This is a genomic window from Burkholderia sp. 9779_493 (assembly GCF_015712215.1).
Taxonomy (GTDB): domain Bacteria; phylum Pseudomonadota; class Gammaproteobacteria; order Burkholderiales; family Burkholderiaceae; genus Burkholderia; species Burkholderia cenocepacia.
The window spans coordinates 23,512-38,191 of sequence record NZ_JACCQA010000015.1 but is presented as its reverse complement, the minus strand read 5'-3'; the positions used below and the strand labels follow the sequence as shown (position 1 = coordinate 38,191).

The following is a 14,680-nucleotide window of genomic DNA, read 5'->3' as shown; positions in this document are numbered from 1 at the left end:
GTCAGTTGCGTCAGTCGTGATACAGCGCCGCGCGCCCGCCGTCGACGGTGATGCACGCGGCGTTGATGAACGGCGCCTCGTCGGACGCCAGGAACACGGCCGTCATCGCGACCTCCTCCGGGCGGCCGATCCGCTTCATCGGCTGCAGCGCGAGCGTCTCCGCGCGCGCGGCGGCCGGATCGGGCTGCGCGTCCCACCAGTCGCGCGTCAGTTGCGTCTCGATGTAGCCCGGCGCGATCGCGTTCACGCGCACGTTGCGCGCCGCGTATTCGATGCCGAGCGCACGCGTCAGGCCGAGCACGCCGTGTTTCGCGACCGGATACGGGAAGCAGCCCGGGATGATCCTGAACGCATGCGTCGATGCGATGTTCACGATGCTGCCGCGACCGCGCTCGACCATGCCCTCCAGCGCCGCGCGGCAGCCGTGCCACACGCCGTCGAGATCGACCGCGAAGCAGCGCCGCCAGTCGTCGTCGGTCATCGTCAACGGATCGGCGAACACGTTGATGCCCGCGTTGTTCACGAGCACGTCGAGCGGGCCGAACGTCGCTTCCGTCCGCGCGAGCGCATCGCGCACCGCCTGCTGCCGCGCGACGTCCGCCTGCAGCGGCAGCACGCGCGCGCCGTCGCATTCGTGCGCGATCGCGGTGGCCGTGTGCTGCGCCTGCGGGAAGTCGAGATCGACGAGCGCGACGGCCGCGCCTTCGCGCACGAACGCGCGCGCGATCGCGGCGCCGATGCCGCGGCCCGCGCCCGTCACCATCGCGACCTTGCCCGCGAGGCGGCCCATCATGCGGCTCCGCCGCGCGCCGCGCGCAAGCCGACCTGGAACGCGCGCGCGTTCGCCGCGGTCGTGTCGGCCGACTGGCCCGGGCGATACAGCGCCGAGCCGAGCCCGAAGCCGTTCGCGCCGGCGTCGAGGAACGGCCGCATGTTGTCCGGCGCGATCCCGCCGACCGGAATCAGCGGCACCGCGCGGTCGATCACCGCGCGCCAGGCCTTCACGACGCTCACGCCGAGCTGTTCGGCCGGGAACATCTTCAGCACGTCGGCGCCGTTCGTCAGCGCCGCGAACGCTTCGGTCGGCGTCGCGACGCCCGGCGCGCTCGCCAGCCCGCGCTCGCGCGCGCGGCGGATCACGGCCGCGTCGCTGTGCGGCATCACGATCAGCGCGCCGCCCGCATCCTGCACGCGGTCCACGTACTCGGCGCGCAGTACCGTGCCCGCGCCGACGATCATGTCGTCGGGCAACGCGCGGCGCAGCTCCGCGATGCTGTCGAACGGCTCCGGCGAGTTCAGCGGCACCTCGACGATCCGGAAGCCGGCTTCGTAGAGCGCGCGGCCGTGGTCGGCCGCTTCGGCGGGCGTGATGCCGCGCATGATCGCGATCAGCGGGCACGCATCGAACGCGCGCATCAGCGCGGCGTGGGGCGTGTATGGCGCGGGCAGTGTCAGGTCGGACGACATCGAAAGTTCCTCCGCAAGCAGTTCATTGATCCGCGCAGACGGGCTCGCCGTCCGCGCGCACGAGCCCGGCACGCGACGCGATCCGCCACAGGCCCAGCTCGGTCGCATGCGCGGCCACGCGCGCATGCGCATGGCCGAATACCTGGAGCGCGTCGACGTAACGCGAACACAAGCCGTCGTCGCCGATCAGCAGCAGCGGCTGATCGGCGAGCGCGATGCCGCGCTCCGCGAGCATCGCGTCGAGCGCATTGAGCTCGTGACCGATCAGCAGGCCCGACAGGTAGTCGCCCTGCGCATCGGGCGCGAGCCGGTCGGTCAGCCCCAGCGTGCGCGTGCTGAAAATCGTCGCGAGCAGCCCCGTGTGCTGCGCGCCGCGTGCGACCGATACGCCGCGCACGAACGCGTCGCGGTCGGGCGACGCACCCGGGCGCATCGTGCGGCCGAGGATCGTGTGATCGCGCAGCGCCGCGAACAGCTCGCCGGTCATGAAGGTCTGGAAGCGTTCGATCAGCCCGTCCTTCACCCACGCCCATTTCGCATGCGTGCCCGGCAAGCCGATCAGTACCCCTGAACGATCGGCGCCAAGCGTGGGATCGCTCGCGAGCGCGCCGACGATCTGCGTTTCTTCGCCGCGCATCACGTCGGGCAATTCGCCCGTCGCGATCACGCCCGGCACGATCGAGACCGTCGCGCCGCGCGACGTCGTCACGGTGATGAGCCCCGCGACGAGCGCGTCGGCGCCGGCCGGCACCGCGACGTACGGCGCTTCGCGCCAGCCCTGCGCGCTGCCGACCATCCCGGCGGCGAGCACCGGCAGGCCGGGCGTACGGTCGAGCCAGTCGCCGCACGCTTCCTCGAACACCGCGTCGAACGCGCGCGCGCCGCCGCCCGGCACGTGCATCACGCCGGCCGCCCGGCTGCGCGTGTCGATCGGCACGCCGTGCGCGTCGTACAGATACGCGCGCAGCGACGTGGTGCCCCAGTCGAGCGCGATCAGCGACGGGGAGGCGGAACTGGCATCCGGAACGGGCCGGGTCGAAGTCGTCATCGTTTGATCCTGCGGGTACCCTGCGGCGGGCTCCAGCCCAGTTCCGCGGAAATGGCTCGCGCTTCGCGCTGCACGAGCGGAATCAGTTCGTCCATGCGGTCGTGCGGCATGTACGGAATCGTGCTCGCGACCGACACCGCCGCGACGATCGCGCCCGACGCGTCGCGGATCGGCGCGGCCACGCAGCGGATCGACGCCTCGTTTTCCTCGAGATCGAACGTATAGCCGCCGGCCGCGTAATGGGCCATGCGCTGCAGGAACGCGCTCGTCTCGGGCCGGTTGTCGGGCTTGAAGTTGACGCCGGCCAGCGCGCGCCGCGCGGCCTCGAACAGCGAGCGCCACAGGTCCGGATCGAGGTCGAGCATCATCGCCTTGCCGATACCCGTCGACGCGAGCGGCATCCGGTGGCCGACGCGCGAGCGCATCTCGAGGCCGCGCGTGCCGGGAATCTTGTCGATGTACAACACGTCGTCGCCGTCGCGCACGCCGAGATGGATCGTGTCGAGCGTCGCTTCCGCGAGCGCCTCGAGATGCGGCCGCGCCACCGCGGTGAGCGGCATCTGCTCGAGCGCGATCGTGCCGAGCTCGATCAGCTTCGGGCCGAGCAGGTAGCCGCCCTGCACCTGGCGCAGATAGCGCGCCTGCACGAGGCTGCTGACGAGCCGGTGCGTCGTGCTGCGCGTCGTGCCGAGCGCGGCGCCGATCGCGCGCATGTCGCGCGCGCCGTTGGCGATCGCCTCGAGAATTGCGAGGCCGCGCAGCAGCGTCTGCGTGCCGGCCTGCTGCGCGGCGAGGTCGAGCGGCGTGCTGGTCGCGCCGATGCTGTCGGTCAGCGACGCATCGTCCGGCATCGCGCGCCGGGCGTCGAGGGCAAGGGAGTCTGGCATCTTGGTCATGGGGCGGGGCTTCTTCAACGGAATCGGTGAAGCCGCCCGCGCGGCGCCGGAACTGCGTCCGATGCGGCGGCGTGGCGGCGGTCGATGCACCGAGTAAAGCGCCCGGCGAACTTCATGGAAGGTGTCTCCGTGTGCGACGGGCGCCGCGCGATGCGTGGGTCCGAAGCTGTCGATGTGCTTCGGATTGTAGGAGCGCGCGCATTCGTCTCCAATATTTGAATGCGTTGCCCAGATAATGAGAATTCCGGCTAAATCCAAGGCGAGCCCGACATTCCGGCCGCGCCATGCGCACGGGGGCGGAACCCGCCGTTCCGCAGGTTCCGCCCCCGTTTGTTCTCCGCGTGCCGCGCTTACTGCTGGCTCGTGCTGCTGCGCGCCTGCATGTAGCGCTGTACGTCCGCGAACGACACGCGGCCGCTACCGGCGGCATCCATCTGCCGGAAATGGTTCGCGACATAGCCGAGGCCGGCCGCGCGCGCCTGCGCCTCGGTGATCGACCCCGTGTTCTGCGTGTCGGCCGCGCTGAACTGCCGCGCGAGCTTGCGCACCACCTGCGCGTGCAGCGCGGCGCCGGTCGTCTGCGTGCCGGCGGTCGCGTGGCGCGCGGCCGGCGGCACGTACGGGTCGCCGAGCTGCGCCTGGCGCGCGCGCGCCGGTGCGGCGGCGTCGCTCGCCTGCGCGAACGCGGAGAGGGATGTTGCGGCGCCGGCGCATGCGAGCGCCGCGGCAACGACGATGAAACGATTCTTCATGTCAGGCTCCAGTCTGGAATGAGGTCGTCGACGGCCGGCGAGCAGCGCCACCTGGGGCGCCTGTCGCCGGCCTCACGCATCGCATCAGTGCGCGGCCGCGCCGTAGAAGGTCACGAGATCGGCTTTCTCCTGCGGACGCGACGTATCGTCGAGATAGACCATGTGCCCGCCCTGATAGTCCTTGATCGTCAGGTTCGGTTGCGTGCCGAGCCGCGCGAGGTCGAGCTCGGTCTGGTAGAACGGCGTCGCGATGTCGTGATACCCGTTCAGCGACAGCACCTTCAACTGCGGATTCAGCGTCAGCGCCGCGGCCAGATCGGGAATCGTGTCGGGCATCGCGAGGCCGTCGTGCGTCCAGTCCCACGTGTTGATCGCATTGCTGCTCACCGAGTAGGCCGACTGCGCGGTGTACTTCAGCTCGTTCGGCAGGTAGCTGCCGATCGTGTCGGTGAACGGCTTCGTGATGAACGAGCTGGACGGATCGCCGTCGGCCGCGAGCGGGCTCGACACGGGCACGTTCACGCGTGCATCGTAGCGGCCGATCAGCGTGCCCGGAATCAGCGACAGCTGGAAGCTGTTGTCGAAGAAGGTCGGGACCACGTTGAAGTCGGCATTCCACAACGCCTGCTTCACGCCGGTCGAATTCGCCATCGTCGTGACGAGATTCGGCGGCGGCGGCGTGTGGCTCGCGAGGTACGCGTTCACGGCCGGCGCGTAGCTGCCGGCCGTCAGCAGGCGCATCTGGTCCGCATACTGCGGCAGGTTCGACGGGTTCGGATTGTCGAGCTGATAGTACGCGCCGACCGTGCCGTACGACGGCACGAAGCCCGCGCAGCTCACAGGGCTCGCGCCCCTGTTCGAGTTGCCGACATAGTCGCTCGCCATGTCGCAGTTCGTGTTGTAGTTCAGGATCGACGACTGCAGCACGATGCCGTCGAGCTTCACGCCGGCCGTCTCGAGCAGGTTCGCGAGCACGTCGGTGCGCGGCGTGCCGTACGACTCGCCGAACAGGTACTTCGGCGAAGCGCTGCGCTGGTTCACGCTCAGGTAGCGCGTCACGAAATCGCGGAACGCGCCGGCGTCCTGGTCGACGCCCCAGAACGTCTGGTTCGTGTTCGGCGCGACCGCTTCCGAGAAGCCGGTGCCGATCGCATCGACGAACACGAGGTCGGTCGTGTCGAGCAGGGTTTCCTGGTTGTCGACGAACGGGAACGTCGACGTGTTCGCGTTCGGGTCGCCGGTCTGGATCCGGCGCGGGCCGAACGAGCCGAGGTGCAGCCACACCGACGCCGAGCCGGGGCCGCCGTTGTACAGGAACGTGACGGGCCGCTTCGCCGCGGGCTGGTTGTCGGCCGTGTAGGCGACGTAGAAGAACGATGCTTCGGGCGCGCCCGTCTGCGGATTGCGGGCGACGAGGTGGCCGGCGGTGGCCGTGTACCGGATCGTCTTGCCGTTCAGCGTGATCTGATGGTGCGTGACGGCGGCCTTCTCGACCGCGGCGGACGCGTCGAGCGACGCGTTTGCACTCGACGAATAACTGTTCGGATCGTTGTACGCGCGGTCGACCTGACCGGCGGGATCGGCTGAATTCGCGACGCTCGCGGCAGACGACGACGTCACGTCGTCGTTGCAGGCCGTCAGAATCAGCGAAGAACACACCACCCCCAACAACAGCTTCGCTTTGCTCGCTGGCATCGTTGCGTTCCTTCTCTCGGATGTTTTTTGTGTCGAGCGGCCGGATAAGCCACCCCCCGCCTCGATTGCGGCCGATAAGCCGAGGCGCTGGCCAATATACGCGAGCCCGTCAGCTTTGAAAAATTTTGAAATATTTGGCGTGCAAGCGGTGCAGCGCACACCTTTCAGGAATGCTTCGATTCGCGAAACGTTGCATTTCACGGCGCTTTCAGCGACTTTCGCGTTTACCCGCGGCGGCTAAAAAAGCACGGATTTCGTGCGATGTCGGTCAACAAAATCGCGCACTTATCGGTATTGCTCAGTAAAGCGAAATAGACGGATTCGTCTAAAGGATGTGGCCCGAAATGGCGGCGACACGGATGCGCTGCAGCGCACCAATCGCGCGTCGACGACGGAATGGACAACGCAGCAGCGCGGGCGCGCCGCTCACTCCGATTGCGGCAGTTCGGCCGCGCCCATCCGGCGCGCGATGACCGCCGCGCGCTGCGCCTGATAGGCCGAGCCGCGATGCGCATCGAACCAGCGCGGCTTCGGCAGCATCACCGCGAGACGCGCGGACTGCCACGCGCCGAGCCGGCTCGCGGGAATCTTGTAGTAATAGCGCGCGGCCGCTTCGGCGCCGTACACGCCGCGCCCCCATTCGACCGAATTCAGGTAGATCTCGAAGATGCGCTCCTTGTCGAGCACCGTTTCGAGCATCCACGTGATGATCAGCTCCTGGCCCTTGCGGATGTAGCTCTTCTCGCGCGACAGGAACAGGTTGCGTGCGAGCTGCTGCGTGATCGTCGAGCCGCCCGCGACGATCCTGCCGCGCGCCTTGTTCTTCTCCCACGCCTGCAGGATCGCGTCGACGTCGTAGCCGTTGTTGGTCGCGAAGGTCGAATCTTCGGATGCGATCAGCGCCCGCTTCAGGTTGCGCGAGATCTGGTCGTACGGCACCCATTGGTGCCGGATCTGCGCGGGCGGCGTGTCGCGCGACAGCCACCACGCGTCGGTGCGCATGAAGGCGGTCGAGCCCGGATTCACGAACGACCACAGCGCGATCTGCGCGAGATAGAACAATTGCGTCGCGAGCCACGCGCCCGCGAACACCGATCCCGCGTAGACGGCCCAGCGAGCGAGGCTCACCGTCCGCGTGCGCTGCGTGCCGCTCACCGCCACCACGTGCCGCGCTCCGTTCAGCTCGCCGCGAGCGCCTGGCGCAGCGCGGCCAGCACCGGTGCGCCGTCCGGCCGCACGCCGCGCCAGATGAAGAACGATTCGGCCGCCTGCTCGACCAGCATCCCGAGGCCGTCGGCCGTGCGCGCGCCGAGCGACGCCGCGTGCTGCATGAACACGGTCGGCTGCGCGCCGTACATCATGTCGTACGCGAGCGTGCCGGCACCGAACGCCGCGGGGTCGCATTCCGGCAGCGCGGCGTCGAGGCTGCCGGCCGTCGCATTGATCACCACGTCGTACGGCTCGGCCCGCACGACGCCGGGGCCACCGCCCGCGAGCGTGCAGCCCGCGTCGTGCGCGGCCTGCATGAACTGGCCGACGAGCGCTTCGGCCTTGCTCGCGGTGCGGTTCACGATTCCGATCGACAGCGGCGCGCGATCGAGCAGCGGCAGCACGACGCCGCGCGCGGCGCCGCCCGCGCCAAGCAGCAGGATGCGCGCGCCGGCGAGCGACACGCCGAGATTCGCCTCGATGTCGCGCACGAGGCCGACGCCGTCGGTGTTGTCGCCGTGGAGGCGGCCGTCGGCGTCGACGCGCAGCGTGTTCACCGCGCCTGCCGCCGCCGCGCGCGCCGACAGCGTGTCGGCGAGCCCATGCGCGTCCAGCTTGAACGGCACCGTCACGTTCGCGCCGCGCCCGCCTTCGGCGACGAACGCGCGCACGGCTGCCTCGAACCCGTCGATCGGTGCGAGCCGGTGCGTGTATTCGATCGGCTCGCCGGTCTGCGCGGCGAATTGCGCGTGGATGAACGGCGACTTGCTGTGCGCCACCGGGTTGCCGAACACGACATAGCGGTCGGCGCCGCTCGTCGACGCAGCTGCGCTCATGATGCGCGCCCCTCTTCGCCGTCGTTGCCGCTCGCGGCTTCGCCGCCGTCGGCCGCCGCGCCGTCTGCCTCGGCCAGCGCTTCGGCCTCGGTTTCCGCCGACGCGTCTTCCGCGTCGACCAGCGTGTCGTCGCCGCCTTCGGCGTCGTCCTCTTCGTCGGCCGCGTCGCCGCTCGTCACGGTCGGCGCGTCGAGCACGTTCAAGAGGCGCACCGACGCCTCGATCGTCAGCTCGTCGAGCGACATCACGTCGAGCAGCACGCGCGTGCCGCGCGCATGCACGCCGAGCCCCGGCACGTGCAGCAGCAGCGGGATTTCCTCGAGGCGCACGAGATCGCCCTTCACGACGCTCGCGACCACCTGCTTCTTCTGTTCCTGCGCGAGCCAGCGCAGGCACCAGAAGTACTCCATCCGGCGCTGGTAGTCGGCGTAGGCCGTATACGTATCGTCGAAGCCCTGCACGACCGCGTAGAGATCGGCGTCCTTCGGCTTGAACGGCGCGGCGAGCTTCGCGGTGACGCCGTGCTGCACGCACGCGAGCAGTTGCCACTGGTTCACGAGGTCGACGTAGCGGCGCAGCGGCGACGTGCTCCACGCGTACTGCGCGACGCCGAGGCCTTCGTGCGGCGCGGCCGTCGTCTGCATCCGCGTGCGCTTCGGGCCCGGTGCGCCGAAGCCGCGCTGCGAGCGGTAGATGCCCGGCACCGTGTGGTCGTGCAGGAACGCGCCCCAGGTCGAGTTCGCGAGGATCGCGAGCTCCGACACGATCAGGTCGAGCGGCGAGCCGCGGCGGCGCGGCGTGATCGTCACGTGCTCGCCTTCGACGTAGAAGTTGTAGTCGGTGTTGCGCTGCACCTCGCGCTTCAGGCCGTAGCCCGCGCGCGCGACCTGGCGCTTCTCGAACAGCGCCTGCGCGAGCGGCCACAGCACGGCGATGTCGTCCTTGTGCGGGTAGTCGCCGGTGCCGGCCGCGAGCGTCTCTTCGTTGACGAGCTCGTCGAGCGTGTTGTGGCGCAGGTTGCTCTTCACGAACACGAGCTCGGCGCGCGTCTCGCTTGCGACGATGTCCTGCGTGTCGCGGTTGACGATGATGTACAGCGACAGCGCCGGGCGGTAATCGCCCTCTTTCAGCGTGAACACGTCGACGACATCGTCCGGCAGCATCGTGATCTTGTCGCCCGGCATGTAGACGGTCGACAGGCGCGCGCGCGCGATCGCGTCGACCGCGTCGCCGCGCACGATGCCGAGCGCCGGCGCCGCGATGTGCACGCCGATCCGCACGCGGCCGTCGGCCAGGTGCTCGACCGAGAACGCGTCGTCGATTTCGGTGGTCGTGATGTCGTCGATCGAGAACGCCTCGACGTCCGCGCGCGGCAGATCGTCCGGCAGCGGGCCGACCGTGACGGGCGGAAAGCCCGTGCCGTGCGGGAAGAATTCCGCGAGAAAGCGCGCTTCGTGCAGCGCACGCGGCGACTCGATGCCGCCGCAGTCGAGCATCAGCCGCGCCGGCGACACGCCGCGCGCGCCGGCCGCCGCTTCCATCGCCTTGTATTCGATCGAATTCTTGTCCGGCCGCGTGAGCAGCCCGAGCACCTTGCCCGCGAACGCTTCCGGCAGCTTGCCGGCCTTCAGCTCCTCTTCATACTGCGCCTGCACCAGCGCCTGCTGGCGCTTGCGCTCGAGCGACGCGAGCGCCATCTTGAGCTGCTCTTCCGGCGCGCGCTGGTACTGGCCGCGCCCCTTGCGACGGAAGTAGACGGGCGAGCCGTGCAGCCGCAGCACCAGCGCCGCGCGCTCGACCGGGCCGTACGTCGCGCCGAAGTACTCGGCGGCCAGCGCCGTGTACGCGAACTCGTCGGCCGGCGCGCATTCCCACAGGAAGTCCAGATCGATCTGCTGCGCGGCCGTGTCGGCCTCCTGCATCAGTTCGCCCGCGGCCGGCTTGTCAAATTCGATCAGCACGTCTTTCGCGCGCACCTTCGCACGCCGCCCGCCGGGCAACTCGACCTGAAATGCGTCGCCCTGGCGCGACAGCACGCTGCCCGCCTTGAAACTGCCCGATTCCTCGAAGAAAACGTTCACTCAGTACTCTCGTTCAGACTGCCGGGCGCCGCGTCGGCGGCGCCGCATGATGATGGGGATTCGATCGGCACGCGGCCGGTTAAGACGTCTTTCCGTCGCAAAACGCGAGAACGTCGTCGACATAGTCGGCAAATTCGCTGATCCCGTGATCGCTGCCGTCGATCACGCGGGTTTTCGCGCCCGGGTAATGGGCCAGCATCTCGCGGTAATCGAGCACTTCGTCGCCGGTCGCCGCGAACAAATAGTAGCGGTCGGCGCGCGTGATCGCCGGCACGCGCAGCGCGTCGAGTTCGTGCAGATGCCGGCGCTCGACGACGATCGTGCCGCCGCCGTGCCACAGCGGCTGTTCGCCCAGATGCTGCTCGAGATCGCGCTGCGGCACGATCGCCGGATTCAGCAGCACGGCCTTCCAGCCGTGCTTTTCGGCGAGCCATGTCGCGTAATAACCGCCGAGCGAGCTGCCGATCACGGTGACGTCGCGGGCACCCGCGACCTCGGCTTCCGCGACGGCGATCGCCTCGAGCGGCGACACCGACAGCGACGGGCACCGCCACTCGCCGGTGCGGCCGAGTTCGGCCATGCGCGCGGCGAGCAGCCGCGACTTCTGCGATTCCGGCGACGACCGGAAGCCGTGCAGATACAGGATCACGTGCGGCTCCCGAGCGCATCGAGCAGCTTCTGGTGCACGCCGCCGAAGCCGCCGTTGCTCATGACGAGCACGTGGTCGCCCGGACGCGCGGCCTCGACCACCGCCTTCACCAGCAGATGCAGATCGTCGAATGCGCGCGCGCGGTCGCCGAGCGGCGCAAGCGCTTCGGCGAGATTCCAGCCGAGCGCGTCGCGCCCGGTCGGCGCGCCGTAGCCGAACACGAGATCGGCATCGGCGAGGCTCGCCGGCAATTGCGACTTCATCACGCCGAGCTTCATCGTGTTCGAGCGCGGCTCGAGCACGGCGAGGATGCGGGCATTCTGGCGGCCGATGCGCGCACGAAGGCCGGCGATCGTGGTGTCGATCGCGGTCGGATGGTGCGCGAAATCGTCATAGACGGTCACGCCGTCGACGCTGCCGCGCACTTCCATGCGGCGCTTCACGTTGCGGAACGATGCGAGCGAAACGGCCGCCTGCGCGGGCGGCACGCCGACGTGGCGCGCGGCGGCGATCGCCGCGAGCGCGTTCATCCGGTTGTGGTCGCCCTGCACCTGCCACGCGACTTCGCCGACGCGCTCGGCGTGCGAATACACCGCGAAGCGCTCGTCGACCGGCACGCCGTCCTCGGCCGGCAGCGCTTGCCAGCCGCCGTCGACGCCGAAACGCTCGACCTCGCTCCAGCAGCCGCGCGCCAGCACGCGCTCGAGCGCATCCGAGCGGCCGTTCGTGACGATCCGGCCGACCCCGGGCACGGTGCGTACCAGATGATGGAATTGCGTCTCGATCGCGGCGAGATCGGGGAAGATGTCGGCGTGATCGAATTCGAGGTTGTTCAGTACCGCGGTACGCGGCCGGTAGTGGACGAACTTCGAGCGCTTGTCGAAGAATGCCGTGTCGTACTCGTCGGCCTCGATCACGAAGAAGCTCGAATCGGTGAGCCGCGCGGACACGCCGAAGTTCAACGGCACGCCGCCGATCAGGAAGCCCGGGTTGAGCCCGGCGTCCTCCAGCAGCCACGCGAGCATCGACGACGTGGTCGTCTTGCCGTGCGTGCCCGCGACCGCGAGCACCCATTTGCCGGCCAGCACGTGCTCGCCGAGCCACTGCGGGCCCGACACGTACGGCAGGCCGCGATCGAGGATCGCCTCCATCAGCGGGTTGCCGCGCGTGACGACGTTGCCGATCACGAACAGGTCCGGTTTCAGGTCGATCTGCTCGGCGCCGTAGCCCTCGATCAGCGTGATGCCCTGCGCCTCGAGCTGCGTGCTCATCGGCGGATAGACGCCCGCGTCGCAACCCGTCACCGTGTGGCCCGCCTCGCGTGCGAGTACGGCGAGACCGCCCATGAAGGTGCCGCAGATGCCAAGAATATGGATGTGCATAGATGAATGCTTTCGCGCCGCCGGGCGCCGTCGATTCGGAAAGGATGCGTGTGCGTCGCGCCGGACGGGCCGTGCGGCCGGCGCCCGGCCCACGACCTTGCCGCGACACAAAGGACACTATTGTAACTGACGGCCTGCGATGCCCGGCGACCCGAACGATGCGCGCGAACGGCGCCGGCGCCCTCGGGCGGCGGGCCGCCGCACCCGTGCTCGGGCGCCGCGACGATCGAGTATGATTGCCGGATCATGTCTCGCAAACCTCTTGTCGATCCGCGGCGCGTCCGCGAGGAAATCGCCCAGTCCGCCGCCCGCCTGATCGCGGAGGACGGCCTGGACTACGCCGGCGCGAAACGCAAGGCCGCGCGCCAGTTGCTGGGCGATTCGCGCGTTGCCGGCGAATGGCTGCCGGATAACGACCAGATCGAGGAAGAATTGCGCGAGTACCTCGCGCTGTTCCAGAGCGACACGCAGCCGGACGAACTGCGCCGCCTGCGCGAGATCGCGCTCGACTGGATGCGCCGGCTCGCCGAGTTCCATCCTTATGTGACGGGCGCCGTGCTGAACGGCACCGCGAACGCGCATTCGGATATCCATTTGCAGGCATTCACCGACAACCCGAAGGACGTCGCGATCTACCTGCTGAACCAGAACGTCCAGTACGACGTATCCGAGACGCGGCATTTCGCGGGCCGCGGCGACGTCGAGACGCTCAGTTTCCTGTGGCGCCCGCGGCGCGACGTGGATGCGATCGGCATCCATCTCGCGCTGTATGCGAGCGACGACCTGCGCGGCGCGGTGAAGGCCGACGCGCGCGGCCGCGTCGCCCGCGCGGACGCCGCCGCGCTGCGCGCGCTCGTCGCGGCAGGCAAGGCCCCTTCCGAACCGGAATGATTCAACGATGATGATGAAACGCATGTTGGCGCTCGCGGTGGTCGCGGCCGCCGCCGTCGCCGGCGGAGTCGCCGCCGGTCACTGGTTCCGCGGCACGGCCGACGACGGTGTCGCCGTCGCCGCGCCGACCGCCCACGGCAATCCGGTCGAGCAGCTGTGGGCGTCGTCGCTCACCGGCGTCGACGGCAAGCCGGCGACGCTGACCGCCTTCAAGGGCCAGAAGGTCGTCGTCAATTTCTGGGCATCGTGGTGCGGCCCGTGCGTCGAGGAGATGCCCGAACTGGTCGCGCTGTCGCACCAGTACAAGCAGAAAGGCATCCGTTTCGTCGGGATCGGCGTCGATTCCGAGCAGAACGTGAAGAACTTCCTGCAGAAGGTGAAGGTCGACTATCCGGTGTTCGTCAGCGGCTACGCGGGCGCCGATCTGGCCCGTAATTTCGGGAATACCGCCGGCGCGCTGCCGTTTACCGTCGTCATCGACGAAACCGGCAAGATCCGCGAGACAAAATTAGGACAAATCCAGCCGGCCGAGCTGAAAAAGACGCTCGACGCGCTGTAATCGGCCCGGACAGCGGCCCGCGCGTTGCCGGCGATTTGCAGGTCGATCGCCGCAATTTCGCAGGAATTCGCCGATACTTTGCGTTCGCACCGGTAATTCTTGCAGGTCCGACGCGTCTGGCCGTTCGGCAAAACTAGACAAATTTCTCTAAATAGCGCTAAAGTTCGCGCAATTCCGCAGAAATAGAAGCGACCATGACACGATTGCTGGTGTTGCACGGCCCTAACCTGAACCTTCTCGGCACCCGGGAACCGGAGGTGTACGGCCGCGTCACGCTCGCGCAGATCGATCAGGCGCTTGCCGCGCGCGCCCGGGAAGCCGGCGCCGAACTGTCGTCGTTCCAGAGCAACCATGAAGGCGCGCTGGTCGACCGCATCCAGGCCGCGCGGGAGGAACAGACCGATTTCATCCTGATCAATCCGGCCGCGTATACGCACACGAGCGTTGCGATCCGGGACGCGATCGCCGGCGTTGGCATCCCGTTCGTCGAGGTTCACCTGTCGAACGTGCATCGCCGCGAAGCGTTCAGGCACCACTCCTACTTTTCCGACCAGGCCGAAGGCGTGATCTGCGGGCTCGGCTGGAAAGGTTATCTGTACGCGCTCGAGTACGCGCTGGACAAGCTGCAAGGCACGTCGCGCGGCTGATTTCGCGATCTAGATTCAGCGCCGGCCCCTAACCGGCGCTTTCACGTATTGAAAGGGGAATTCCCGATGGATCTTCGTAAGCTGAAAACTCTGATCGACCTCGTTTCCGAATCCGGCATCTCCGAGCTGGAAGTGACGGAAGGCGAAGGCAAGGTGCGTATCGTCAAGAACGCGCCGCCGGTCTACGTGCAGCCGACGGCTGGGTATGCCCCGCAAGTCAGCGCGCCCGCTCCGTCGGTCGCGCTGCCGACCGAAGGCGCTGCCGCGCCGGCCGCCGGCGCCGCCGCCGCACCGGCCGCTCCGCAGGGCCACGTCGTGACGTCGCCGATGGTCGGCACGTTCTATCGCGCGCCGTCGCCGGGCGCCGACCCGTTCGTGCAGGCCGGCGACACGGTCAAGGAAGGCCAGACGATCTGCATCATCGAAGCGATGAAGCTGCTCAACGAGATCGAGTCGGACAAGGCCGGCGTGATCAAGGAAATCCTCGTCGAGAACGGCCAGGCCGTCGAATACGGCCAGCCGCTTTTCGTGATCGGCTAAGCCCGCCGCGCGGCCCTGCCGGCCGCGC

Annotated in this window: 15 protein-coding genes; 4 read left to right on the top strand and 11 right to left on the bottom strand. The window is 68.7% G+C overall.

What is annotated here, in order from left to right; genetic code table 11:
* Positions 1-10: 10 nt before the first annotated feature.
* The 11 genes from H0X95_RS17210 to mpl all read right to left on the bottom strand — a co-directional run bounded on the left by H0X95_RS17210 (position 11) and on the right by mpl (position 12,015).
* Positions 11-790 (bottom strand): SDR family oxidoreductase, encoded by a 780-nt coding sequence (locus tag H0X95_RS17210; protein ID WP_059721694.1) that lies wholly within the window; start codon positions 788-790, stop codon positions 11-13.
* The gene (locus H0X95_RS17205) at positions 790-1,467 is read right to left on the bottom strand and encodes a 2-dehydro-3-deoxy-6-phosphogalactonate aldolase (protein ID WP_058901244.1); all 678 of its coding nucleotides are present in this window, start codon (positions 1,465-1,467) and stop codon (positions 790-792) included. Before H0X95_RS17205 ends, H0X95_RS17210 begins: the two co-directional genes overlap by 1 nt.
* A 22-nt stretch (positions 1,468-1,489) precedes the next feature.
* Complete coding sequence (locus H0X95_RS17200; RefSeq protein ID WP_059721667.1) at positions 1,490-2,515, bottom strand: 2-dehydro-3-deoxygalactonokinase; 1,026 nt, start codon at positions 2,513-2,515, stop codon at positions 1,490-1,492.
* On the bottom strand, positions 2,512-3,411 hold the full coding sequence (locus H0X95_RS17195; RefSeq protein WP_012492967.1) for an IclR family transcriptional regulator: 900 nt from the start codon (positions 3,409-3,411) through the stop codon (positions 2,512-2,514). The genes H0X95_RS17200 and H0X95_RS17195 overlap by 4 nt, the downstream gene beginning before the upstream one ends.
* Positions 3,412-3,761: 350 nt before the next feature.
* A complete protein-coding gene (locus H0X95_RS17190) occupies positions 3,762-4,163 on the bottom strand; it encodes an EF-hand domain-containing protein (protein ID WP_006496742.1) in 402 nt (133 codons plus the stop codon).
* Between the two features lie 84 nt (positions 4,164-4,247).
* Positions 4,248-5,858 (bottom strand): S10 family peptidase, encoded by a 1,611-nt coding sequence (locus H0X95_RS17185; RefSeq protein ID WP_006496743.1) that lies wholly within the window; start codon positions 5,856-5,858, stop codon positions 4,248-4,250.
* Between the two features lie 426 nt (positions 5,859-6,284).
* Positions 6,285-7,022, bottom strand: coding sequence for a monofunctional biosynthetic peptidoglycan transglycosylase (gene mtgA, locus H0X95_RS17180; protein WP_006484660.1), 738 nt, complete (start codon positions 7,020-7,022; stop codon positions 6,285-6,287).
* 14 nt (positions 7,023-7,036) lie between these two features.
* Positions 7,037-7,903 carry a shikimate dehydrogenase gene (gene aroE, locus H0X95_RS17175; protein WP_059721668.1) on the bottom strand — a complete coding sequence of 289 codons (867 nt, stop codon included), beginning with the start codon at positions 7,901-7,903 and terminating at the stop codon, positions 7,037-7,039.
* Positions 7,900-9,984, bottom strand: coding sequence for an RNB domain-containing ribonuclease (locus tag H0X95_RS17170; RefSeq protein WP_006496746.1), 2,085 nt, complete (start codon positions 9,982-9,984; stop codon positions 7,900-7,902). Before H0X95_RS17170 ends, aroE begins: the two co-directional genes overlap by 4 nt.
* 79 nt (positions 9,985-10,063) lie before the next feature.
* Positions 10,064-10,633: a YqiA/YcfP family alpha/beta fold hydrolase gene (locus H0X95_RS17165; RefSeq protein ID WP_006489407.1), complete on the bottom strand. Its 570-nt coding sequence runs from the start codon at positions 10,631-10,633 to the stop codon at positions 10,064-10,066.
* Positions 10,630-12,015: a UDP-N-acetylmuramate:L-alanyl-gamma-D-glutamyl-meso-diaminopimelate ligase gene (gene mpl / locus H0X95_RS17160; RefSeq protein WP_006489410.1), complete on the bottom strand. Its 1,386-nt coding sequence runs from the start codon at positions 12,013-12,015 to the stop codon at positions 10,630-10,632. Before mpl ends, H0X95_RS17165 begins: the two co-directional genes overlap by 4 nt.
* A gap of 246 nt (positions 12,016-12,261) precedes the next feature.
* Here mpl and H0X95_RS17155 point away from each other — a divergent pair, with 246 nt between their 5' ends.
* The 4 genes from H0X95_RS17155 to accB all read left to right on the top strand — a co-directional run bounded on the left by H0X95_RS17155 (position 12,262) and on the right by accB (position 14,652).
* Positions 12,262-12,906 carry a hypothetical protein gene (locus tag H0X95_RS17155; RefSeq protein ID WP_059721669.1) on the top strand — a complete coding sequence of 215 codons (645 nt, stop codon included), beginning with the start codon at positions 12,262-12,264 and terminating at the stop codon, positions 12,904-12,906.
* Positions 12,907-12,913: 7 nt separating this feature from the next.
* Positions 12,914-13,465, top strand: coding sequence for a TlpA family protein disulfide reductase (locus tag H0X95_RS17150; RefSeq protein ID WP_006491130.1), 552 nt, complete (start codon positions 12,914-12,916; stop codon positions 13,463-13,465).
* A 194-nt stretch (positions 13,466-13,659) separates the two neighbouring features.
* Complete coding sequence (gene aroQ, locus H0X95_RS17145; RefSeq protein ID WP_011350880.1) at positions 13,660-14,112, top strand: type II 3-dehydroquinate dehydratase; 453 nt, start codon at positions 13,660-13,662, stop codon at positions 14,110-14,112.
* Between the two features lie 66 nt (positions 14,113-14,178).
* On the top strand, positions 14,179-14,652 hold the full coding sequence (gene accB, locus H0X95_RS17140; RefSeq protein WP_006496751.1) for an acetyl-CoA carboxylase biotin carboxyl carrier protein: 474 nt from the start codon (positions 14,179-14,181) through the stop codon (positions 14,650-14,652).
* Positions 14,653-14,680 lie beyond the last annotated feature (28 nt).